This window comes from Pedobacter heparinus (assembly GCF_032678725.1).
Lineage (GTDB): Bacteria > Bacteroidota > Bacteroidia > Sphingobacteriales > Sphingobacteriaceae > Pedobacter > Pedobacter heparinus_A.
The window spans coordinates 227340-249408 of record NZ_JAVTSC010000004.1; the positions used below are offsets into that span (position 1 = coordinate 227340).

Genomic DNA, 22069 nt, shown 5'->3' on the forward strand with positions numbered 1-22069 from the left:
ACCTTCCTCCGTTCGATGCCGGTGGTTGTGGTAATATTGGTTGTGGTCAAATTGCTATACATTGTAATATTTACACTAACGAGGCGTAAAGTAAAGGCATATTTTTTTAATTCGCAAATGAATGTGAAAATAAATTATTCAGTTGATCGGGTTAGTAGGAATTCATCAAAAGGAACATATATGTTACAATTTATTATCTTTATAGCCTTATATGCAAGGATTAGTAATAAAATCGACGGGAAGCTGGTATCAGGTGCATGCAGAAAATGGCCTGGACTATGATTGTCGTATAAAGGGCAAGTTCAGGATACAGGGAATTCAAACCACCAATCCCATTGCCGTGGGCGACCGGGTGGAATTTGAACTGGAGCCCAATTCAGACAATGGCATTATTCATAAGCTCTACGACAGGCGGAATTACATCATCCGGAAATCGATCAATTTATCCAAACAGGCACAGATCATTGCAGCCAATATGGACCAGGCTTTTCTGGTGGTCACGCTGGCTTCGCCACGTACCTCACTGGGCTTTATAGACCGTTTTCTGGCCACTGCTGAAGCCTATGACATCACCGCTACACTGATATTTAACAAGCTTGATCTTTTTCATGAAGAAGGATTAGAAATACTGGCAGCATATCAGCACATTTACGAAAACATTGGCTACCCCTGCTATGCTGTTTCTGCACTTAAAGGCACTAATATCCCTTTGATTGAAGCTTTGTTAAAAGATAAGACCACCTTGTTTTCAGGACATTCTGGTGTAGGGAAATCAAGCCTGATCAATGCTTTGCTGCCTGGCCACAGCATTAAAACCGGTGAAATTTCCGAATCCAGTGATAAAGGGCAACATACCACCACTTTTGCTGAAATGCACACTTTGCCTTTTGGCGGATACCTGATTGACACCCCGGGCATACGTGAACTGGGTATATTTGATATCAGACCCGAGGAACTGGGGCATTACTTCAGGGAAATGAGGGATTTGATGAACCAATGCAGGTTTAACAATTGCCGGCATGTGAATGAACCTGGTTGCGCTGTAATTAAAGCAGTAGAAAGCGGGGAAATAGAGTTGAGCAGATACGAAAGTTACCTGAGTATCTATCATGGTAATGAAACAAGGGCTTAAGCATGCGGGCAGTTATACAAAGGGTTACCGAGGCCAATTGTAAGGTAGACGGCATAGTTACCGGCAGCATTGAGCTGGGTTTTTTGGTATTGCTGGGTATTGAAGATGCAGATACCGCTGATGACCTGGAATGGATGGCACAAAAGATTGCTGCCATGCGTATATTTGGAGATGAAAACGGGCTGATGAACAAAGCACTGGCAGATGTTGATGGGAATATCCTGCTGATCAGTCAGTTTACTTTATTTGCGGCTACAAAAAAAGGGAACCGGCCTGGATTTACCCGGGCTGCCAGACCAGAAAAAGCCGTTCCACTTTATGAGGCGATGATCGGCAGGCTCTCCTCATTACTAAACAAATCTATACAAGCCGGGATATTTGGCGCCGATATGAAGATCAGTCTGGTAAACGACGGGCCGGTTACGATTGTTATTGATACAAAAAACAAAGAATAATATGACCATAGCAGAAGCACAGGAAACAGTAGACCAGTGGATCAAAACAACAGGTATCCGTTATTTTAATGAACTGACCAATACAGCCATTCTGATGGAAGAGGTTGGTGAAGTTGCCCGGATCATGTCGCGCAAATATGGGGAACAGTCATTTAAGAAAAGTGATGAAGCCGTTGACCTGGGAGACGAAATGGCCGATGTGTTATTTGTATTGATCTGTCTGGCGAATCAGACGGGTATATCTGACTGCCGCAATGGAGAAGAACCTGGTTAAAAAAAATATCAGGGATGCAGAACGACATAAAAATAACGGGAAGTTACAATAGAAAGGTTCTGCATCCTGTTTTCCACATTAATCTTTAGAAAGTGCTGCCTTAATTTTTGCCGCAGCCTCCGCAAGCTCTTCCTGGGTTGGCTGCAATTTAGGCTTACTAAAATTCATGTCGCTCACATTATTCATAGGAATAAGGTGGATGTGTACATGCGGTACTTCTAATCCGATCACAGCTACACCTACTTTTTTACAGGGAAAAGCTTCTTTTAAGCCTGTAGCTACAATTTTAGCGAACAGGGTTAATCCGAAATAGCTTTCTTCATCCATATCAAAGATGTAATCGATCTCCTTTTTTGGGATCACCAGCACATGCCCCATGACCAGGGGGCTCACATCCAGAAAGGCCAGGAATTCCGTAGTTTCCGCAACCACGTGGGCCGGTATTTCACCGCTAACTATTTTTGAAAAGATACTAGCCATAATGCTGATTTTTTATCTGCTGATCTCTAAAATTTCAAACTCCATTTTCCCCGCCGGCACTTCAATTTCTGTAGTATCGCCGACAGATTTACCAAGCAATCCCTTTGCAATAGGAGATTTTACGGAGATCTTTCCGGTTTTAAGATCGGCTTCAGATTCGGCAACCAGCTGGTAAGACATCGTAGCGCCGTTTTTCACATTTTTTATTTTGACAATGGAAAGTGCAAGCACCTTCGATGTATCCAATTTAGATTCGTCAATCAACCTGGCAGTAGAAAGGGTGTTTTCCATTTTGGAGATTTTTGCCTCGTGTAAACCCTGCGCTTCCTTTGCTGCATCGTACTCTGCATTCTCAGAAAGGTCGCCTTTATCTCTCGCCTCAGCTATCGCCTTCGAAATTAACTGTCTTCCAGTAGTTTTTAAATACTGCAATTCTTCTTTCAGTTTATCTAAACCATCTTGGGTATAATATGTTACCTCTGTCATAGCTCGTTATTTGTTGTAAATCCTCTAAAAAACAAACAAGACTACATCGGCTTTTAAGCCTACATAGTCTTGCTTCAATTAAAACGAAGATAATGGGGTGTTAGCACAAAAACAAATTATTTCGCTAATTTTAACTTTCCTTTACAATAGCCTGTTTTATAGCTTGCCTAGTTTGCCGGCAAGCACTTCTGAAATCTTCCGGTAAGAATCGAATGTCCATCCGCCAACATGAGGACTTAGGAGCACCCTGCCGGATGATTTAAGCGCAGTATACCATTCCTGAGTACCTAGTGCAGGGAACTTTTCTACCTGCAAAACATCAAGCCCGGCACCCAGTATTTTACCCTGTTCGATTGCGGTTAAAAGGGCCTGGGTGTTTACTACTTCTCCCCTTGCGGTATTGATGAAAAATATGGGTTTACGGAAATGGAACAGGTATTCTTCATTCACCATTTGCCTGGTTTCGGCAGTTAACGGAATGTGTAAACTCAGCACATCACTTTGTTTCACAATTTCCTCCATACTGACCTCCCTGGCATAGTCATCACTAAAACCTGTTTTATATTTATCGTAGGCAATCACCTGTACACCAAAGCCGGATAGCTTTTGAGCAAAACTCCTGCCCATAAATCCATAGCCGATAATGCCGACAGTTTTACCCTTCAGTTCGTATCCACGGTTACCTTCCCTGTCCCATATACCATTGCGCACCTCCAGGTCTGCATTCCGGAAATTATTCATGAGGGCCAGCAGCATACCAATGGCATGTTCTCCTACCGCATCCATATTGCCTTCGGGTGCATTCAGCAATGCAATCCCTTTTTCTTTGGCAAAGGCTTCGTCAATATTGTCGAGCCCGGCCCCTGCCCTGGCAATAAATTTAAGGTTTGGAGCAGCCTCCATCAGTTCTTTATCAATTAAAAATTTGGTACGAACGGCAATGCCTTCGTAACCTGCGATTACAGCAAGGGTTTCTGCCCTGGTAATTAAGGGGCGGTCATGCACTTCATATCCCAGGGCTGCAGCACTTTCTTTAAATACTGGATGCAGTTCATCAACTATTAAGATCTTTCCTTTCATCTGTTTAATTTATCTTCATCATGGATGTATACTATTTGGACAGCAGGGTCAGATGCCCGGTCAGCTCGATAAAATCGGCTACGCTAAGCTGTTCTGCCCGTTTATCAAAAAATGGATGGCTGTCCATTTTATCTTTGGGGACCACACCGGAAAGTGCATTACGCAATGTTTTTCTACGCTGATTAAATCCGGCCTTAACGGTGCGCCAGAATAATTTTTCATCACAGGGAAGTGTCTCCACCTTGTTCCGGCTTAGTCTGATTACACCTGAATTTACTTTTGGCGGCGGATTAAAGGTACCAGGCTTAACGGTAAACAGGTATTCGATATCATAATAGGCCTGGATCAGTACGCTTAATATCCCGTAGTCTTTGGTTCCCTCTCTGGAAGCGCACCGCTCTGCTACTTCTTTCTGGAACATCCCTACCATTTCGACTACATTTGCCCGGTTTTCGAGGATCTTAAACAGGATCTGAGAGGAGATATTGTATGGAAAATTGCCAATGATGGCATATTTATCTTCAAATATCTCAGACAGATTGAGGGCAAGAAAATCTCCGTTGATCAACCGGCTACCCAGTTGGGGATATTTTTGTTGTAAAAAATGGTAAGACTCTACATCAATATCTATCAAATAGGTTTCAATGTCTTTTCGTTCCAGCAGCAGATCAGAAAGAATGCCCATTCCGGGTCCAACTTCAAGCACCTGCTTGTATTTATCCGTATGAACAAGGCCGTTTACGATCTTAGCGGCAATGTTCTTGTCGGTTAAAAAATGTTGTCCCAAATGTTTTTTTGCCCTAACCAAACTCATATATTTCTCCCTTAAAGCTCGCAAATTATTAAAGTTTTATGAGTATCGGACTAACATTAAGGTGAAAATCTGTAATTTGCCCCAAATTTCTATTCAGGCATGAGCAATAAAATTAAAATTGGGATAAGCATAGGCGATGTAAACGGGATCGGATTAGAAGTAATTTTGAAAACCTTATCGCACAACAGCATACTTGATTACTGTACGTTAATCGTTTATGGACATACGAAGGTTGCTTCTTATCATAGAAAGGCTTTGGGATTGACAGATTTTGCGTTTAATGTAATCAATGAACCGGCTTCGGCCAACCCTAAAAAGCCCAACCTGATCAATTGCTGGGAAGAGGATGTAAAGATTGAACTGGGTGTTTCCAATGAAACAGGTGGAAAATATGCTTTGCTATCGCTTCAAAAAGCTACAGAGGCCTTGATAAAGGGAGAAATTGATGCCCTTGTTACAGCCCCGATCAATAAACATAATATACAGTCGGATACTTTTAAGTTCCCGGGACACACCGAATACCTGCAGGAGCAAAGCGGCAGTAATGAGGTGTTGATGTTCATGATCAGTGAAGATATCCGTGTAGGTGTAGTAACCGGACACATCCCTGTAAAGGACATCGCGCAAAACATCAGCAAAGAAAAAATTGTGAAAAAACTGTTGCTGATGAACGAGAGCTTAAAAAAGGATTTCTGGATTGAAAAACCAAAAATTGCAGTACTCGGCCTAAACCCTCATGCTGGTGACAATGGCTTATTGGGCAAGGAGGAAGAAAACGTAATTATACCTGCCATCCAGGAAGCTTTTGATAAAGGCATAATCTGTTTTGGCCCCTATCCTGCTGATGGCTTTTTTGGAAATGGTAGCCATAAACAATTTGATGCGGTATTGGCCATGTACCACGACCAGGGTTTAATTCCTTTCAAAACCATTGCTTTTGGTACCGGTGTGAATTTCTCTGCCGGATTAAAAATTGTGCGCACCTCTCCGGATCATGGTACGGGCTATGATATTGCGGGCAAAGACCTGGCAGATCCGTCTTCTTTTATTGAAGCGGTTTTTGCTGCTACACATATTGTGAAGAACAGAAGGGAGCAGGAAGCCCTATTGGGCAGCCAGCTAAGAAGCGGCGGTAAAATTATTGAAACTGCTGCCGATATGAAGGACGACGCGAATTAAAAAAGAATTTGCACTGAATAAAAATAATCCCTACATTTGCGGGCTAAAATTTTGTTACAATTGAAACCATTAAAACAATTTTCAATCCCCTTTACAGGCTTAAAAATTGGCAAACATCAGTTTGATTTTGAGATTGATAACAGCTTTTTTGATGCATTTGAGTATTCTTTGGTAAAAAAAGGAAACTTAAAAGCAGAGGTGGAGCTAGACAAACAGGAAACGATGCTGATACTGCATTTCCACATTAACGGAACAATAGTATTAGACTGCGACAAATGTTTAGCTGAGTTTGAGGCACCGATAAGTATACAGGAAAGGCAGATTGTAAAGTTTGCTGAAGATGAACTGGAAAGCGATGATCTGGAGATCATTGTACTGAGTAAGAAAGAGAGCGAAATCAGTATCGCTGACCTGGTTTACGAGTTTATCACGGTAGCTGTTCCTTATATAAAGATATGTGAAGAGAATGGTACTGGTGTAAAATGCGATCAGGAGATGATTACGAGGCTGGAAAGCCTGGCAGTTGGCTCAAAACAGGAAGAAGAAGAACAACAAAATGACGATCCAAGGTGGGCGGCATTAAAGAAATTAAAATAATAATTAAATAAATCAACAATGGCACATCCAAAACGCAAGATCTCTAAGAGCAGAAGAGATAAGAGAAGAACTCACTATAAAGCAGAAGCTCCTTCTTTAGCTACTTGTCAGACAACAGGTGCGATACACATCCCTCACCGCGCTTATAACGTTGATGGTAACTTATACTACAACGGTAAATTGGTTATTGAAAACACCTCAATAGGTTAATTTTCTTGAAAAATAGTTTGTGTTTTAAGTGTCCTATAGTTTAACTTAGAGGCCTTAGAAGCGCGGCAATTTTGCCTGGTACACAAACTGATTTTACTATGAAAATAGGTCTCGATATAATGGGCGGAGACTATGCTCCTAAAGCAAATGTTTTAGGAGCAATAGCAGCTCATCCATTGTTATCCCCGAAAGAGCATTTGGTGCTTATTGGGGATACCCAGCAGATTAAGCCCATCCTATCCGAAAACGGATTCAATCCGGATCACTTTGAATATGTTCATACCGAAGAAGTAATTGGTATGGGCGAACATCCCACTAAGGCTATTGTTCAAAAGCCTAATTCCAGTATTTCTATTGGGTTCAATTTACTTAAAGAAGGTAAACTGGATTCTTTTGCAAGTGCAGGCAACTCTGGCGCCATGCTTGTTGGCGCTGTATTCAGTGTAAGAACTATCCCTGGCATCATCAGGCCCTGCCTCTCTACTTTTCTGCCTAAATTAAGCGGTGGTGTTGGTTTAATGGTTGACGTTGGCGCAAATGCCGATTGTAAACCGGATACCTTACTCCAGTTTGGTGTATTGGGCAGTCTGTATGCAGAGAATGTAATGGGCATCAACACCCCAAAAGTAGCTTTAATGAATATTGGAGAAGAGGACGAAAAAGGCAATATGCTGAGTCTGGCTACCTTCCCTTTAATGAGGGATACGCAGCTGTTCAATTTTGTTGGTAATGTGGAAGGCAGGGATTTGTTTAACGATAAAGCCGATGTGATTGTTTGTGATGGATTTACAGGAAACGTAATGCTTAAACTTGCAGAATCATTTTACGTACTGACTTTAAAAAGAGGCTTAAAGGATGAGTTCTTTGACCGTTTTAATTATGAGAACTATGGTGGAAGCCCTGTTCTGGGCGTAAATGCCCCGGTAGTAATTGGCCATGGCATTTCAAGTCCTTTGGCTGTAAAAAACATGATCCTGCAATCCAGAGATATGATTACAACTGGCTTGGTTGGAAAAATACAAGCCGCATTTAAATAATTTTAAAAAAATGAATAAAATTCACGCTGCGATTACAGCTGTTCATGGTTATGTGCCAGACTATATCCTGACCAATAAAGAGCTGGAATCAATTGTAGACACTACGGATGAATGGATCACATCCAGAACAGGTATCAAAGAGCGAAGAATATTGAAAGGCGAAGGATTAGGCACCTCAGACATGGCAGTTCATGCGGTGAATGGATTACTAAAAAAACGCGGGATCAGCGCAGAAGAAATTGAACTGATCATTTTTTGCACCACTACTCCAGACATGCCTTTTCCAGCATCGGCAAACATACTGGCCGACAAAATCGGCGCCAAAAATGCATGGGGATACGACCTTCAGGCCGCTTGTTCGGGCTTTATTTTTGGCCTGTCAACTGCTTCCCAGTTCATTGAATCGGGAAAACATAAAAAAGTACTGGTAGTGGGCGGCGATAAAATGTCATCTATCATTAACTACCAGGACCGCACCACCTGCATTATTTTTGGTGATGGCTGTGGAGCCGTTTTGCTGGAGCCCAACGAAGAAGGGTTTGGTATCATGGATTCTGTATTGAGATCTGACGGGGCCGGAAAACAGTTTTTACACCAGAAGGCTGGCGGATCTGCCAGACCTGCTACACATGAAACCATAGACAACAATGAACATGTGGTTTACCAGGAAGGCCAGGCTGTATTTAAATTTGCGGTAACCAATATGGCCGATGTTGCTGCCGAGATCATGGAACGCAATAACCTTACCTCTGATGATGTCACCTGGCTGGTTCCGCACCAGGCAAACAAGCGGATCATTGATGCCACCGCAAACAGAATGGGTGTAGGTTCGGAAAAGGTAATGATCAACATACAACGCTACGGCAATACCACTAACGGTACAATTCCGTTATGTTTGTGGGAATGGGAAAATCAGTTGAAAAAAGGCGACAATTTGATATTGGCCGCATTTGGAGGGGGCTTTACCTGGGGTTCTGTTTATTTAAAATGGGCCTATTAATTTTATAAAATAAATAATCTTAACTTAGATAGTTCTTAAGACGTACTATTTTTTTCTAAATAACACCTAAAAAATGGATATTAAACAAATTCAGGAACTTATTAAATTTGTTTCTCGTTCGGGCGTAAATGAAGTAGCTATTGAGCAGGAAAACTTCAAAATCACTATCAAAACCAATCAGGCACCTACTTATGTTCAGGCAACTGTTCCTGCCCAGATTGCGCCTGCCGTTGCATCAACTGCTGCTGCACCACAGCCGGTTGCCCCTACCGAAACCAAATCTGCACCTGTTGAAGATACTTCAAGATACATCACCATCAAATCGCCAATGATTGGTACCTTCTATCGCTCTGCGAGTCCGGACAAGCCTTCGTTTGCAAATGTTGGAGATGAAATTACTGCTGGCAAAGTGATCTGTATCATTGAGGCGATGAAACTTTTCAATGAGATAGAAAGTGAAGTGTCAGGAAAAATTGTAAAAGTTCTTGTTGACAATGCCTCACCTGTAGAGTATGATCAACCTTTATTTTTAGTAGAGCCGGTTTAATCGGAATAGATAAATATGTTTAAAAAGATACTAATTGCCAATAGGGGCGAAATTGCTTTACGCATTATTCGGACCTGTAAAGAAATGGGCATCAAAACCGTAGCGGTTTACTCTACTGCCGACAGAGAGAGTTTACACGTACGTTTTGCTGATGAAGCTGTTTGTATTGGCCCCCCACCAAGTAAAGATTCTTACCTGAGCATTCCAAATATCATTTCTGCAGCTGAGCTGACCAATGCGGATGCCATACACCCGGGATACGGATTCTTATCTGAAAACGCGAAATTTTCTTCTGTTTGCCGTGATTATGGAATTAAGTTCATCGGGGCAACACCAGAACAGATCAATTCTATGGGCGATAAAGCATCGGCCAAAGAAACCATGAAAAAAGCAGGGGTACCTACTATTCCTGGTTCTGAAGGTTTGGTGGAAAACATCAAAGAAGGTATTGTAACGGCCAACGAGATCGGCTACCCGGTAATCCTGAAGGCTACTGCCGGTGGTGGTGGACGTGGAATGCGCGTAGTTTGGAAAGATGAAGATTTTGAAAATGCATGGGACAGTGCCAGACAGGAGTCGGGTGCAGCTTTTGGGAATGACGGACTTTATCTGGAAAAATATATTGAAGATCCGCGCCACATCGAAATCCAGATCATCGGAGATCAGTATGGCAAGGCCTGTCATTTATCGGAGCGTGACTGCTCTATACAGCGCAGGCACCAGAAACTGGTGGAAGAGGCCCCATCACCTTTCATGACACCTGAATTGCGGGAAAGAATGGGTGAAGCGGCTATTAAAGGAGCTATTGCTGTTCAGTATGAAGGTGCGGGCACCATTGAATTCCTGGTAGATAAACACCGCAATTTCTATTTTATGGAAATGAATACCCGTATCCAGGTAGAACATCCGGTAACAGAAGAGGTGATCAATTACGATTTAATTAAAGAACAGATCAAAGTTGCCTCAGGTGTTCCGATTTCGGGAAAGAATTATTTACCTGATATGCATGCTATTGAATGCCGGATAAATGCGGAAGATCCATTTAATAACTTCAGGCCCTCTCCGGGTAAAATAACAAATTTCCACTCTCCGGGCGGGCATGGAGTAAGAGTTGATACCCACGTTTATGCGGGGTATCAGATTCCTTCAAACTACGACTCTATGATTGCCAAGCTGATCTGCGTTGCACAAACCCGCGAAGAAGCGATCAGTACTATGGAGCGGGCTTTAAGTGAATTTGTGATCGAAGGTGTAAAAACTACGATACCTTTTCATCTAAAATTGATGAAAGATCCTAACTTTAGAGCTGGTAATTTTACAACTAAGTTTATGGAAACTTTTGAGTTTTCTGAATAAAGATAATGTATACTGTTAAAAACTGCTTACTAGATTTTAAACGTAAATACCATTCTAAATAAAAGAATGGTATTTTTGTTTTACAAATAACGTACATGAGTGATAATAAGAAACGTAGCCTGATTGGGGCCATAAAAGAAAAAGGAAAAACTTTAGAGGCAGAAATGTCTTTTTTTGACCATATAGATGTACTAAGAAAACATTTGCTGCGCTCCTTACTGGTTGTTGTGCTGTTTACTGTTGGTGCATTCTGGTTTTCTGACTTCATATTCAATGAGCTGATCATGGGGCCTAAAAACCCTGATTTCTGGACATATAGAATGATGTGTAAAATGGCAGCAGCATGGCCAAGTATGATTGGTTCTGACTTTTGCATTACCCACATTGATGCCAAGATCATCAACACGGAAATGGCGGGACAATTTACCTTACAGATCAATGCCTGTGTAATGGTGGGTATCATACTGGGAATACCTTATATATTATTTGAACTCTGGCTCTTTATTAAGCCAGCGCTACACGCCAATGAACGCAAGTCTGCCAGTAACTTTGTGCTATTTGCCTCCACACTTTTTTTCATCGGTATCCTTTTTGGTTATTATATCGTGTGCCCCTTATCGGTTAACTTTCTGACCAATTTTACGGTAAGTCCGGATATCCAGAATACTTTTACCATCACCTCCTATCTTTCTTCAGTAGCCACCTTGACCATTGGTTCTGGGATCATCTTCCAGCTACCTGTAGTGATCTACATCTTGTCCAAATTTGGCATCATGACGCCTGCTTTCATGCGTTCGACCAGGAGGTATGCTGCTGTTGTGATCCTGATTGTTGCGGCCGTGGTTACGCCAACTGCTGATGTAATGACCATGATGGTAGTAGCTTTCCCCCTATTTATACTGTATGAATTGAGTATCTTTATTTCTGCCAATATTGAACGCAAGAGAAATAAGGAACTTTATGGGGTAGCCAAAGTAACTAAATCGTAATAAGCCTTTAATCCAAATAACCTTAAAAATGTCAACTGATAAAAAATTTAAAATTGCAATAGGCGCAGATCACGCCGGTTTTGAATACAAAGAACTCCTGAAATCGTTTCTGAGTGGTCACGAAGTGAAAGATTTTGGCACCTACACTGCAGATTCTGTTGATTATCCGGATTTTGCACATCCTGTTGCTGAAGCAGTAGAAAGTGAAGCCTATACCTTTGGTGTATTGGTTTGCGGCAGTGCCAACGGAGTGGCTATAACAGCCAATAAACACCAGCAGATCCGGGCAGCAATTTGCTGGCAAAAGGAAATTGCGGAACTGGCCAGAATGCACAACAATGCCAACATTATCTGTATCCCGGCGAGGTTTGTTTCTGAAGACCTGGCTAAAGAGATGGTCAGCACTTTTCTCAACACGGCTTTTGAAGGTGGAAGACATGCCGGACGGGTGAATAAAATGTCCTGCTAAATTAGAAGCTTATGAAAGGGAACCTCTTATACACCAGTCTTGTTTTGCTAATGGGTTGCACTGCTGTGGCCCAGAACAGGGAAGCCATAAAGTTCAGTCAGGCCATCAATAAAGACAATGCCTATAAGCACCTTTCCGTACTTGCTTCTGATGAATATGAAGGAAGGGAAACGGGTAAAAAAGGTGGATGGATGGCTGCTGATTACATCAGGGCACATTTTAAAGCTTTGGGTTTAAAAGGTCCGGTAAACGGGGATTATTTTCAGCCGATAGACATGGCCTATTTTAACACCTCACAGATTTTAACACTGGAAGGACAACCGGCGGAGCCCCTGAAAGATTTTTACATTATGCCTGCAGCCGTATCCCTTAAGGGGTATGCCTTTAATTCTGAGCATATTTTATTTGCCGGTTACGGGCTGAAAAATGAAGGATACAACGACTATGAAGGGCAGGACGTTGCAGGAAAAGTAGTCATGATCTTTAAAACAGCTGAGCCCTCTGGGGCAGCAGCTGCAAAAAAAACCGGTGAAAATATCAATTCCAGAATCAAGTACCTCACTGATCAAAAGGCGAAGGCTATTTTGGTGATAGATCCGGTGGTGGATAACCTGCCTGACAATCTGAAGAATTACCTGCAGTCGGGCCAGATGTTAATGAAAACTAAGGAAAACCTGGACCGCATGAACCTGACGCAAAGCACACTGGTGATTTATATCGGAACAAGCCTGGCCAACCAGATTTTCAAAGCTGCGAAAACTACATTGGATGCAGTAAAAAAGAAATTAACAGATACGGGTAAACCTGCTTCTCAAGTCATTACTACTGCCATTACAGCAAGTGCGCAAAAAACGGAGACCAAAGTAAGGGCCGAAAATGTGCTGGGTTACATGGAAGGTTCTGATCCAAAGTTAAAAAAAGAAGTTTTGGTCATTACCGCCCATTATGATCATATCGGCATTACCCCTGAGGCAAAAGGAGCTGACAAAATCAATAATGGGGCTGATGATGACGGCTCTGGCACTACTGGCGTATTGATGATCGCTGAAGCGTTTTCAAAGGCCAAAAGGGCAGGGAAAGGCCCTAAAAGAAGTATTTTGTTCATGACGGTAACTGGTGAGGAAAAAGGATTATTGGGTTCTGAATGGTATTCGGAATATCCTGTTTTTCCTTTGGCCAATACCATCACCAACCTGAACATAGACATGATCGGACGTGGCGATGCAGCACATGCATCGGATAATAATTTTGTGTACATCATTGGTTCTGACATGCTCAGTACCGACCTGGACCGCATAGGTAAAAAGGCAAATAAAGATTATGTAAAACTGACCCTGGACGAACGCTACAACAACCGTACAGATCCAAACCGCTTTTACTACCGTTCTGATCATTATAACTTTGCCAAACATGGCATTCCGGTTATTTTTTATTTTAATGGTGTCCATGAAGACTATCACCAGCCAGGCGATGAACTGAGTAAAATTGACTTCCCTATGCTGGCTAAAAGGGCCAGATTGGTTTACTTTACGGCATGGGAGCTTGCAAACGGGGCAAAGCGACCTGCGGTAGACAAGAACGAAGACGGAACAAAGAAAAAATAAGAGTTTTAAAACCTGCCATTATCCGGCAGGTTTTTTTATGCCATATAAATCTGGCATGACAATGCTTAATCTTATTTATTTTTATATTTGGAAGATGATGAAGGTATCTGAGGAATTTTTGGTTAAAGCGGATGAGAAGGCCTTTGATTTAGGGCATCGCAAAACAATTAATTACAACATTGGCAAATACAATATTGCGGTGGAGCGGGGTTTGTCCAAATTTGAGAACCTGGAAAACTCAAAAAAGAAAGCCCATGTAATTAAATGGCGGGTGATGGAAAACCTGGACAAGTTTTTACCTGAGTTTGAAGCCAACTTTCAGCGCAGGGGCGGGAAAGTGATCTGGGCAAATGATACGCAGGAAGCACAAAAGGAAATCCTGAACATCATCAATAAAAGCGGTGGTAAAACGGTCATCAAGGCAAAGTCCATGACCACAGAAGAGATTCATCTCAATGATTTTTTAGGAGAACACGGCATAGCATCACTGGAAAGTGACCTGGGTGAATACATTGTTCAGCTCCTTGGCCAGCACCCCTATCATATCGTAACACCTGCCATGCACCTGAACAAAGAGGATATTGCCAAATTGTTTCATGAAAAATTTGGCACCCCCCTGGATTATACCCCCGAGCAACTGACCCAAAAGGCCCGTGAGCTTTTACGGGAGAAATACCTAAATGCGGATATAGGCATTAGTGGCGGGAATTTCTTAATTGCGGATACCGGAAGCATTGCCTTAACAGAGAACGAAGGAAATGCCAGGCTTTGCACTACCTTTCCTAAAATTCACATTGCCATTGTGGGTATAGAAAAGATCATCCCTTCTATGGCAGATCTGGACCTTTTCTGGCCTTTACTGGCCAGCCATGGTACTGGCCAGAATTTAACTGTATACAATACGATACTGAGTGGTCCAAGACGCGGTGAAGAAACGGATGGGCCTGAAGAAATGTATGTGATCCTTCTAGACAATGGCCGCAGCAATTTGCTGGCCCAGAAAGATCAGCGCCAGGGTTTATACTGCATCCGCTGCGGGGCCTGCCTGAATGCCTGCCCGGTTTACAAAAACATTGGCGGACATACCTACAACACCACCTATAGCGGACCAATAGGATCTATCATTACCCCGCACCTGAAGGGGATGAAAGAATTTAAACATTTGAGCTACGCATCCAGCTTATGTGGAAAATGCTCCGAAGTTTGTCCGGTTAAAATAGACATTCATAAGATGCTATTGCTGAACCGCAGAGATGCAGCTGCAGAGCACGACAATACCAAAGCAGAAGAAATTGGCTGGAAGATCTGGAAAACCAGCATGCTGAAAAGGTCAAGAATGGATGCTTTTAGTGGAAAGATCAAGAATTTTTTCCTGAAATTCCTGTTTAAAAAGATATGGGGTAAATACCGCGAAATGCCTGTGGTTGCACCGAAATCTTTTGCTAAATTGTGGAGGGAAAAAACCAAAGATCCGAAAAGCTTATAACCTATGACCTTCGACAGAAAAGATAAGGACAATGTCAGTTTATTAAATTTCTATTTACAACTCCTTTACCCCCGTATGGTAGAGGAAAAGATGCTGATCTTACTTCGTCAGGGGCGTATTGGAAAATGGTTTTCGGGAATTGGACAGGAAGCCATTGCTGTGGGCAGTACCATGGCCATGAAGGCTTCGGAATACATCCTGCCCATGCACAGAAATCTAGGTGTTTTTACCTCTAGAAACGTTCCGCTAACCAAACTGATGGCCCAGTGGCAGGGCAAAGCATCCGGATTTACGAAAGGCCGGGACCGCTCCTTTCATTTCGGAACACAGGAACACAAGATCATTGGAATGATCTCTCATTTAGGGCCACAGCTGGCGATTGCAGACGGCATTGCGCTTGCAGATGTATTGGCTGGTGAAAAACAGGCAACATTGGTATTCAGCGGAGAAGGTGCAACCAGTGAGGGTGATTTCCATGAAGCCATAAATGTGGCAGCGGTATGGAACCTGCCTGTTATTTTTTTGATAGAAAATAATGGTTATGCCCTGTCTACCCCGGTTAATGAACAGTTCAAATGTAAAAACCTGGTTGACAAAGCTATAGGCTATGGAATTGAAGGCTTCAAAGTTGATGGCAATAATATCCTTGAAGTTTATGACCTGATTGATGGTGTTGCCAGCAGGATGCGGGAAAACCCCAGGCCGGTGTTGATCGAATGCCTTACCTTCAGAATGCGTGGTCATGAAGAAGCTTCAGGTACAAAATATGTACCCAAGGAACTTTTTGAAGAATGGGAAAAAAAAGACCCTGTTAGAAATTTTGAACAGTATCTGCTGGACCAGAAAATACTCAATACCGATACTATTGCAGAAATCAAAGCCAGCCTGAAAACGGAGATCGAAAACGAAGTTGAAAATGCCTTTAATGAAGCTGAACCCCAGGTAAACAACGAAAGGGAATGGAATGATATGTATTTCCCTTATGCTGAAACTGCAACGGTAGCAGAAGGGCCAACAAAGGATGTCCGTTATCTTGATGCCATTTCGGATGGGCTTCGCCTGGCTATGCAAAAGTACGACAAACTGGTATTGATGGGTCAGGACATTGCAGAATATGGTGGTGCTTTTAAGATCACTGAAGGCTTTGTTGAAGAGTTTGGCAAGGACAGGGTACGCAATACCCCTATCTGCGAATCGGCCATTGTAGGCACGGCCCTGGGTCTTTCTATAAATGGTTATAAAGCGATGATGGAAATGCAGTTTGCTGATTTTGTAACCTGTGGTTTCAACCAGATCGTTAATAACCTCGCTAAAACGCACTACCGCTGGGGAGAAAAGGCAGATGTGGTGATCCGCATGCCGACAGGCGCCGGGACCGGTGCAGGCCCCTTTCATTCCCAAAGTAATGAAGCCTGGTTTACCAAAACACCAGGCTTAAAAGTGGTATACCCGGCATTTCCCCATGATGCCAAAGGCTTGTTGCTTGCGGCCATAGCAGATCCAAACCCGGTAATGTATTTTGAACACAAGTACCTGTATCGTTCCCTCCATGGATTGGTGCCTCAGGGCTTTTATACCACCGAAATAGGTAAAGCAAATGTTTTAAGACATGGCAAACAATGCTGCATCATCACCTACGGCTTAGGCGTACACTGGGCCCTATCTTACCTGGACCAAAATCCTGACCTCTCAGCTATGCTGGTAGATTTACGAAGTTTGCAGCCCTGGGATAAAGAAACTGTAGCACATGCCGTTAAAACAACCGGCAGGGTGCTTATCCTGCATGAAGACACACTGAGCTGTGGATTTGGTGCAGAGCTGGCAGCCTGGATTTCCGAACACTGCTTTAAATACCTGGATGCACCGGTAATGCGCTGTGCCAGCAGTGATACTGCCATTCCCATGAATAAAGCATTGGAAGATAGTTTCCTGGCAAAAACCCGTTTAAAGGGAACCATCAGACGCCTGTTGGCCTACTAAACGAATTGGCACGATAATGGTCATTTCCAAGATCTAATTCATCAGGTCTTATGAAAGCCATCTACCTTCCCTTGCTTCTGTTATTGCTATATAGCTGCAATCAAAAGCCTAAACATCCGCAGGCGACACTGATCAACCAACGTACCGCAGCCGCAATGAGCGAACAGGATATCCTGCAGTATGCTGATTCTTTAGACGCCAATGCTAAAGGCCTGGAAAAACAAATCAGCCTGGTTTATCAAATCGGCGAGGGTTTAATGTATGCAGAACAATACAGCTGGAATGGAAGTCCTGTAATATTTACAGAATATATCAGCAATGAAAGCCTGAGCAACAGCACCCGGAAATACTATCTAAAAAATGACAGCCTTGTCCTGGTTAAAGAAAACAGCATATTGGATAAGGAAAATGGGAAAAAGTATGAAGAAAGCAGGGCCTATATCAGGAACAACATCATTTTTAAGAAAGAAATGCGGACCGCCGCCACAGCAATAGCACTTAAAGCCAGCAGCTATACCACCCTGCAAATACCCCCTAAAAACAATGTAGCTTTCGCTGACAACATTTTACAGCTGAAGGATGCCATCAACGCAAGCAACAAATTTGAGGTCCTGTTTGACAACATCATTCCTGCTGAAGCTGAAAGCCGTATTGTGCTGAAAAGTAAGCTTCCGGATGGCTACCAGGCAGCTGTAATGGTAAATGATACCGATCTCTTCATTGACAGTCTCATCAACAGGCCTTCCCTTTTTAAAGATAAAAAACTGAATATCAAATGGCAGGTTATTGATAGGGAAGCAATCTATGTACCCGTTGCAGCAAGCATAACCTCTGCAAGGGGGTTGAATAAATAAATGTTCCCATTGTCGAGGCATTGACAGCGATAGCGTTTCCTCAGCTTTTCCCCTTTTTTAAACTGCCGTCCGTCTTTGATGCTGAATATCGCATGTAAGGGGAGCTCCTCCAATCTGGAAACATCTGCCAGCACATCATACTTTTTTAAGGCCCTGGATAATTTCAGGTCTGTACAGCTCGCGGCAGACGGGTTGTTGAGGTAATTTACAATCGCTTTTTTCACATCCTCCGGAAATATCTCCTTTTCCAGAAATGGCACCATCATTCTCTTAAAATTATGCTTCCATTCATTTCCATGAGGCTTTACCTTGTTCTTATGATCGTTCCAGGTTAACAGGTGCGCAAATTCATGAACTGTAGTGACTAAAAAAGCATAAGCATTGAGGTTATTGTTGACAGAGATCTTATGCCCCGATGCTTTATAAGGATGCCTGTAATCACCCAGCTTGGTTGCCCTTCCTTTTGAAATTTTAAATTCGCACTGAAAATAATCTATCCACTTCGCAATGATAGGTGCAGCAGCCAAAGGCATGTACTGTGATAAAATATGCTCCTTTTCCACCAGCACAAGATAAATAAATTACTTCAAAAGTTGATAGGCAATAAGTGCCGCCACATAGGCCATAGCAGTCATATATCCCAATTGTATCATTGGCCATTTCCAGCCTTTGGTTTCGCGATAAACAATGGCAATAGTACTCATACACTGCATGGCAAATGCATAGAACAACATCAGCGAAATACCTGTGGCAAAACTGTATACTGGCAGGCCTGTTTTACTGTTGATCGAGGCTGCCATTCTTTCCCGTATGGTATCACTTTCCTCATCCCCGCCATCAACACTATAGATGGTAGCCATGGTTCCCACAAAAGCTTCACGTGCGGCAAAGGAAGTAATTAAGGCGATGCCGATCTTCCAGTCATAACCCAAAGGCCGGATTACCGGTTCTATCGCATGACCAAGTATACCAACATACGAGTTTTCCAGTTTCTCTGTAGCTACCAGCGTTTCTATATGTTTGGCATCTGAAGCCGGATCAGCTAAAGTAGCGGCATACTTTTGATCAATCTCGTCAAACCTGTTTCCCGGTCCGAAAGAAGCCATTACCCATAAGATGATGGAAATGGCAATAATGACCTTACCTGCTTCAAAAACAAAAGTTTTTGATTTTTCATACATGGTATAAATCACATTTTTCCATCTTGGCATCCGGTAGATTGGCAGTTCCATAATGAAATAAGAACGCTCTTTAGATTTAATGATGATTTTCATCACCCATGCCACTAAAATAGCCGCAACAAAACTGATCAGGTACATTACCATCAGCGCAAGCCCCTGCAAATTGATAAATCCGAAAACAGTCTCCGAAGGGATCACCAGGGAAATCAGCAGGATGTAAACAGGCAGACGGGCAGAACAGCTAATCAATGGCGTAACCATAATCGTAATCATCCTGTCCTTCCAGTTTTCTATATTTCTTGCAGCCATGATGGATGGTACTGCACAAGCCAGCCCACCAATCATCGGAACTACCGATTTTCCATTCAGACCAACCTTGCTCATGATCTTATCCATCATAAAAGTAACCCGGGCCATATAACCCGTATCTTCCAAAATAGAAATGAAAGCAAAAAGTATCGCAATTTGCGGAATAAAGACGAAAATCCCACCAAGGCCGGCAACTACACCATCCAGTAACAGATCCGTAAGCATCCCCGCCGGCAAATGTTCGTGTCCAAATCCGGTGAGCCAGCCAAAGCCGTTTTCAATCCATTCCATAGGAAATGTTGCCCAGGCAAATATCGCATTGAAAATCACAAAAAGAATCAGCATAAAGATGACGAAACCCCATACCTTATGTGTCAATACCGCATCCAGCTTATCACTGAATGAACGTTTGCCTAAATTTTTTCCCTTATCCGTAACTACATCAGCGAGAATAGTACTGAGGTGCTTATAACGCGCGATGGTCTCGGCCGCTTGTATTTTTGACGATTCAAAACCATTAGATTGCTCTATGTTTTCAATTTCCTCCTGTTCTGTAGCATTGAAAAAATTCAGATGTTCATGCTGGTGCAATACCTGCAATGCATAATAGTCACGATCAGACCCAATTTTATGTTTAATGGCCTGTATGGCCTCCGGTGCTAAAAAACTGACCTCAAAATCATTTACCTGGGTGGCCATATTTGTATGTGCTATAGCCTCTTTCAGCACATTGATCCCAATATTATTCCTTGCAGAGATCGGAACTACCTGAACACCCAGCTTAACAGCCAGCTTATCGATATCGATTTCAACACCTTGTTTTTCATTCAGGTCAATCATATTCAAGGCCAGTATCATAGGAATTCCCAAATCAGCTACCTGCGAATACAACAACATGTTCCGCTTTAAATTAGACGCATCAACAAGCAGTACAATTACATCTGGATGGCTGCTGTTTTTTGCATCGGCAAGCACCTGAAAAACGATACGCTCATCGGCACTTTTGGGGTATAAACTGTAGGTACCGGGTAAATCGGTAATTTGCAGCTGTCTGCCATCGGCTAATTTGGCATAGCCTATTTTTTTATCGACAGTGACTCCCGGGAAGTTTCCGATTTTTTGATTTAATCCCGTTAAACGATTAAAAAGAGTAGATTTACCTGTATTGGGATTACCAACTAATGCAACTTTAATATCCAACGCCATTGATTTTATTGAACAATGATAACCGCAGCTTCGCTTTTACGTAAACAAAGCTGATAACCTGCAACACGAATGGCAATAGGGCAGCCAAGTGGAGCAAACCGTTCAACTTCTACAAGCTCACCAGGCAAACAACCCATTTCCATTAATTTAACAGACATTTCCAGATCTGTAAATGCTACGATAGTTCCTTGTTCTCCTGGATTAAGCTGCGAAAGTTTCATCTATATAAAGGTTTGTATAAATCACCATTTGAGCTTCTGCCCTTTATAGGGATAGGTCTGCTCAAATGCTTATTGTGGGCGCAATTTAGACTTAATTTATAATAATTCCAAATAAAGAGCGCTTATGAAGAGGCTGCAACACAGTCTTTATTTGGTCATTTTTATTACCTGAATCCAGAAATGGCAAAAGGTGCTTATCGCCTGGGATAATTGTTGTAGCTCACCTTAGGGCACTGACATCCGGATTTAAAAATGCCACAACTGCTCGCCGTGCATACCAACAGCACCATAGCCAGTTTAATTGCCAGTTTTCTCATTGTAGTTAGATTTATGTAAGAGTATGTAACTAAACACACCCATAAACACGCCGATCATATCACAGCCAAAATCCCACCATTCCGCAGATCGGTAACTAAAAAATTTCAATTGTAACATTTCTATTCCGGCACCAAGTGCAGCTGTGATCACGATGATCTTAAAAATAGTTAAAGAGCTGAAACTATAATTGTGCTGGTGCCTGATCTTGCCATAGAACAACAAGATCGTGAGTACGAAAAAAAAGCCCATATGGACAAATTTATCAAACCCTTCAAAGAAAAAACCATGGCCATTACCTGAAGGCATCTTCATTGTACAAAGTACAACAATGACCACGGTCCAGATAACAGCCCAGATCTGATATTTTAATTGTCCGAACAGGTTCATTAAGCGCCTACAAGGGCCTGGTAAGCATCTGCAGTTAACAGTCCATCTGCCTGGGCAGCATCTCCGAGGCTAACTTTTACCATCCATCCCTGCCCGTAAGGATCTGTATTTACCAGTTCAGGATTGTCATTCAAAGCTGCATTTATTTCCAATACTGTTCCGGTTACCGGCATAAACAGATCAGAAACCGTTTTAACCGCTTCAACTGTACCAAATACATCATCTTTAGCTACTTCATCACCTACTGTATTGATATCGATGTAAACAATATCACCCAACTCACGCTGTGCAAAATCAGTGATGCCAATAAAAGCTTCATTACCTTCAATCTTAACCCATTCGTGGTCTTTTGTGTACTTTAATTCTGATGGAAAATTCATTTTTTTATTTTAATTGTTAGTTGCTATGTGCCAAGCGG

At 42.4% G+C, this 22069-nt stretch carries 24 protein-coding genes and 1 pseudogene; 16 read left to right on the forward strand and 9 right to left on the reverse strand.

The features are described 5' to 3' along the window. Positions 1-211: 211 nt before the first annotated feature. The 3 genes and pseudogenes from rsgA to R2Q85_RS08300 all read left to right on the forward strand — a co-directional run bounded on the left by rsgA (position 212) and on the right by R2Q85_RS08300 (position 1913). A complete protein-coding gene (rsgA, locus tag R2Q85_RS08290; RefSeq protein ID WP_316811296.1) occupies positions 212-1132 on the forward strand; it encodes a ribosome small subunit-dependent GTPase A in 921 nt (306 codons plus the stop codon). A 2-nt stretch (positions 1133-1134) separates the two neighbouring features. After that, positions 1135-1587, forward strand: a complete 453-nt coding sequence (gene dtd / locus R2Q85_RS08295; protein ID WP_316811297.1) for a D-aminoacyl-tRNA deacylase — start codon at positions 1135-1137, stop codon at positions 1585-1587. 1 nt (position 1588) lies between these two features. Next, positions 1589-1913 (forward strand): annotated as a pseudogene (locus tag R2Q85_RS08300) (nucleotide pyrophosphohydrolase). Between the two features lie 26 nt (positions 1914-1939). Here the strand turns inward: R2Q85_RS08300 and R2Q85_RS08305 are convergent. The 4 genes from R2Q85_RS08305 to rsmA form a co-directional block, all read right to left on the reverse strand. Further along, the gene (locus R2Q85_RS08305; RefSeq protein WP_316811298.1) at positions 1940-2341 is read right to left on the reverse strand and encodes an HIT family protein; all 402 of its coding nucleotides are present in this window, start codon (positions 2339-2341) and stop codon (positions 1940-1942) included. Between the two features lie 12 nt (positions 2342-2353). Next, positions 2354-2827, reverse strand: a complete 474-nt coding sequence (gene greA, locus R2Q85_RS08310; protein ID WP_316811299.1) for a transcription elongation factor GreA — start codon at positions 2825-2827, stop codon at positions 2354-2356. 156 nt (positions 2828-2983) lie between these two features. After that, the gene (locus R2Q85_RS08315) at positions 2984-3907 is read right to left on the reverse strand and encodes a 2-hydroxyacid dehydrogenase (protein ID WP_316811300.1); all 924 of its coding nucleotides are present in this window, start codon (positions 3905-3907) and stop codon (positions 2984-2986) included. Positions 3908-3938: 31 nt separating this feature from the next. Further along, a complete protein-coding gene (rsmA, locus tag R2Q85_RS08320) occupies positions 3939-4721 on the reverse strand; it encodes a 16S rRNA (adenine(1518)-N(6)/adenine(1519)-N(6))-dimethyltransferase RsmA (RefSeq protein WP_316811301.1) in 783 nt (260 codons plus the stop codon). Between the two features lie 99 nt (positions 4722-4820). Between rsmA and pdxA the strand changes: the two genes are divergently transcribed. The 13 genes from pdxA to R2Q85_RS08385 all read left to right on the forward strand — a co-directional run bounded on the left by pdxA (position 4821) and on the right by R2Q85_RS08385 (position 18029). Further along, positions 4821-5900 (forward strand): 4-hydroxythreonine-4-phosphate dehydrogenase PdxA, encoded by a 1080-nt coding sequence (gene pdxA, locus R2Q85_RS08325; RefSeq protein ID WP_316811302.1) that lies wholly within the window; start codon positions 4821-4823, stop codon positions 5898-5900. A 60-nt stretch (positions 5901-5960) separates the two neighbouring features. Further along, the gene (locus R2Q85_RS08330; RefSeq protein WP_316811303.1) at positions 5961-6497 is read left to right on the forward strand and encodes a DUF177 domain-containing protein; all 537 of its coding nucleotides are present in this window, start codon (positions 5961-5963) and stop codon (positions 6495-6497) included. An 18-nt stretch (positions 6498-6515) separates the two neighbouring features. Next, positions 6516-6707: a 50S ribosomal protein L32 gene (gene rpmF, locus R2Q85_RS08335; protein WP_084288924.1), complete on the forward strand. Its 192-nt coding sequence runs from the start codon at positions 6516-6518 to the stop codon at positions 6705-6707. Between the two features lie 98 nt (positions 6708-6805). Beyond that, positions 6806-7744 (forward strand): phosphate acyltransferase PlsX, encoded by a 939-nt coding sequence (plsX, locus tag R2Q85_RS08340; protein WP_316811304.1) that lies wholly within the window; start codon positions 6806-6808, stop codon positions 7742-7744. 10 nt (positions 7745-7754) lie between these two features. After that, on the forward strand, positions 7755-8744 hold the full coding sequence (locus R2Q85_RS08345; protein WP_316811305.1) for a beta-ketoacyl-ACP synthase III: 990 nt from the start codon (positions 7755-7757) through the stop codon (positions 8742-8744). A 73-nt stretch (positions 8745-8817) separates the two neighbouring features. Next, a complete protein-coding gene (gene accB / locus R2Q85_RS08350) occupies positions 8818-9291 on the forward strand; it encodes an acetyl-CoA carboxylase biotin carboxyl carrier protein (protein WP_316811306.1) in 474 nt (157 codons plus the stop codon). A gap of 15 nt (positions 9292-9306) precedes the next feature. Then, positions 9307-10647: an acetyl-CoA carboxylase biotin carboxylase subunit gene (gene accC, locus R2Q85_RS08355; protein ID WP_015809619.1), complete on the forward strand. Its 1341-nt coding sequence runs from the start codon at positions 9307-9309 to the stop codon at positions 10645-10647. 95 nt (positions 10648-10742) lie between these two features. After that, a complete protein-coding gene (gene tatC, locus R2Q85_RS08360) occupies positions 10743-11636 on the forward strand; it encodes a twin-arginine translocase subunit TatC (RefSeq protein ID WP_316811307.1) in 894 nt (297 codons plus the stop codon). Between the two features lie 28 nt (positions 11637-11664). Next, entirely contained in the window at positions 11665-12105 is a 441-nt protein-coding gene (gene rpiB / locus R2Q85_RS08365) for a ribose 5-phosphate isomerase B (RefSeq protein ID WP_316811308.1), read from the forward strand. Positions 12106-12116: 11 nt separating this feature from the next. After that, on the forward strand, positions 12117-13709 hold the full coding sequence (locus tag R2Q85_RS08370; protein ID WP_316811309.1) for a M28 family peptidase: 1593 nt from the start codon (positions 12117-12119) through the stop codon (positions 13707-13709). 94 nt (positions 13710-13803) lie between these two features. Next, a complete protein-coding gene (locus R2Q85_RS08375; RefSeq protein ID WP_316811310.1) occupies positions 13804-15195 on the forward strand; it encodes a LutB/LldF family L-lactate oxidation iron-sulfur protein in 1392 nt (463 codons plus the stop codon). A 3-nt stretch (positions 15196-15198) separates the two neighbouring features. Next, on the forward strand, positions 15199-17175 hold the full coding sequence (locus R2Q85_RS08380; protein ID WP_316811311.1) for a dehydrogenase E1 component subunit alpha/beta: 1977 nt from the start codon (positions 15199-15201) through the stop codon (positions 17173-17175). Positions 17176-17225: 50 nt separating this feature from the next. Next, positions 17226-18029: a hypothetical protein gene (locus R2Q85_RS08385; RefSeq protein ID WP_316811312.1), complete on the forward strand. Its 804-nt coding sequence runs from the start codon at positions 17226-17228 to the stop codon at positions 18027-18029. Here R2Q85_RS08385 and R2Q85_RS08390 read toward each other — a convergent pair. The 5 genes from R2Q85_RS08390 to gcvH all read right to left on the reverse strand — a co-directional run bounded on the left by R2Q85_RS08390 (position 17978) and on the right by gcvH (position 22031). Beyond that, the gene (locus tag R2Q85_RS08390; protein WP_316811313.1) at positions 17978-18592 is read right to left on the reverse strand and encodes a SprT-like domain-containing protein; all 615 of its coding nucleotides are present in this window, start codon (positions 18590-18592) and stop codon (positions 17978-17980) included. The genes R2Q85_RS08385 and R2Q85_RS08390 overlap by 52 nt on opposite strands. Before the next feature lie 18 nt (positions 18593-18610). Continuing rightward, positions 18611-20725: a ferrous iron transport protein B gene (gene feoB, locus R2Q85_RS08395; RefSeq protein ID WP_316811314.1), complete on the reverse strand. Its 2115-nt coding sequence runs from the start codon at positions 20723-20725 to the stop codon at positions 18611-18613. A gap of 5 nt (positions 20726-20730) precedes the next feature. Continuing rightward, entirely contained in the window at positions 20731-20946 is a 216-nt protein-coding gene (locus R2Q85_RS08400) for a FeoA family protein (protein WP_316811315.1), read from the reverse strand. A gap of 297 nt (positions 20947-21243) precedes the next feature. Beyond that, the gene (locus tag R2Q85_RS08405) at positions 21244-21576 is read right to left on the reverse strand and encodes a VanZ family protein (protein ID WP_316811316.1); all 333 of its coding nucleotides are present in this window, start codon (positions 21574-21576) and stop codon (positions 21244-21246) included. Positions 21577-21650: 74 nt separating this feature from the next. Further along, the gene (gene gcvH, locus R2Q85_RS08410) at positions 21651-22031 is read right to left on the reverse strand and encodes a glycine cleavage system protein GcvH (protein ID WP_316811317.1); all 381 of its coding nucleotides are present in this window, start codon (positions 22029-22031) and stop codon (positions 21651-21653) included. Between the last annotated feature and the right edge of the window lie 38 nt (positions 22032-22069).

What these genes read in the sequence shown, in the direction of transcription:
- rsgA (WP_316811296.1), top strand. Translation starts at nt 212, where the DNA reads ATGCAAGGATTAGTAATAAAATCGACGGGAAGCTGGTATCAGGTGCAT.
- dtd (WP_316811297.1), top strand. Translation starts at nt 1,135, where the DNA reads ATGCGGGCAGTTATACAAAGGGTTACCGAGGCCAATTGTAAGGTAGAC.
- R2Q85_RS08305 (WP_316811298.1), bottom strand. Translation starts at nt 2,341, where the DNA reads ATGGCTAGTATCTTTTCAAAAATAGTTAGCGGTGAAATACCGGCCCAC.
- greA (WP_316811299.1), bottom strand. Translation starts at nt 2,827, where the DNA reads ATGACAGAGGTAACATATTATACCCAAGATGGTTTAGATAAACTGAAA.
- R2Q85_RS08315 (WP_316811300.1), bottom strand. Translation starts at nt 3,907, where the DNA reads ATGAAAGGAAAGATCTTAATAGTTGATGAACTGCATCCAGTATTTAAA.
- rsmA (WP_316811301.1), bottom strand. Translation starts at nt 4,721, where the DNA reads ATGAGTTTGGTTAGGGCAAAAAAACATTTGGGACAACATTTTTTAACC.
- pdxA (WP_316811302.1), top strand. Translation starts at nt 4,821, where the DNA reads ATGAGCAATAAAATTAAAATTGGGATAAGCATAGGCGATGTAAACGGG.
- rpmF (WP_084288924.1), top strand. Translation starts at nt 6,516, where the DNA reads ATGGCACATCCAAAACGCAAGATCTCTAAGAGCAGAAGAGATAAGAGA.
- plsX (WP_316811304.1), top strand. Translation starts at nt 6,806, where the DNA reads ATGAAAATAGGTCTCGATATAATGGGCGGAGACTATGCTCCTAAAGCA.
- R2Q85_RS08345 (WP_316811305.1), top strand. Translation starts at nt 7,755, where the DNA reads ATGAATAAAATTCACGCTGCGATTACAGCTGTTCATGGTTATGTGCCA.
- accB (WP_316811306.1), top strand. Translation starts at nt 8,818, where the DNA reads ATGGATATTAAACAAATTCAGGAACTTATTAAATTTGTTTCTCGTTCG.
- accC (WP_015809619.1), top strand. Translation starts at nt 9,307, where the DNA reads ATGTTTAAAAAGATACTAATTGCCAATAGGGGCGAAATTGCTTTACGC.
- tatC (WP_316811307.1), top strand. Translation starts at nt 10,743, where the DNA reads ATGAGTGATAATAAGAAACGTAGCCTGATTGGGGCCATAAAAGAAAAA.
- rpiB (WP_316811308.1), top strand. Translation starts at nt 11,665, where the DNA reads ATGTCAACTGATAAAAAATTTAAAATTGCAATAGGCGCAGATCACGCC.
- R2Q85_RS08370 (WP_316811309.1), top strand. Translation starts at nt 12,117, where the DNA reads ATGAAAGGGAACCTCTTATACACCAGTCTTGTTTTGCTAATGGGTTGC.
- R2Q85_RS08375 (WP_316811310.1), top strand. Translation starts at nt 13,804, where the DNA reads ATGATGAAGGTATCTGAGGAATTTTTGGTTAAAGCGGATGAGAAGGCC.
- R2Q85_RS08380 (WP_316811311.1), top strand. Translation starts at nt 15,199, where the DNA reads ATGACCTTCGACAGAAAAGATAAGGACAATGTCAGTTTATTAAATTTC.
- R2Q85_RS08385 (WP_316811312.1), top strand. Translation starts at nt 17,226, where the DNA reads ATGAAAGCCATCTACCTTCCCTTGCTTCTGTTATTGCTATATAGCTGC.
- feoB (WP_316811314.1), bottom strand. Translation starts at nt 20,725, where the DNA reads ATGGCGTTGGATATTAAAGTTGCATTAGTTGGTAATCCCAATACAGGT.
- R2Q85_RS08400 (WP_316811315.1), bottom strand. Translation starts at nt 20,946, where the DNA reads ATGAAACTTTCGCAGCTTAATCCAGGAGAACAAGGAACTATCGTAGCA.
- R2Q85_RS08405 (WP_316811316.1), bottom strand. Translation starts at nt 21,576, where the DNA reads ATGAAGATGCCTTCAGGTAATGGCCATGGTTTTTTCTTTGAAGGGTTT.
- gcvH (WP_316811317.1), bottom strand. Translation starts at nt 22,031, where the DNA reads ATGAATTTTCCATCAGAATTAAAGTACACAAAAGACCACGAATGGGTT.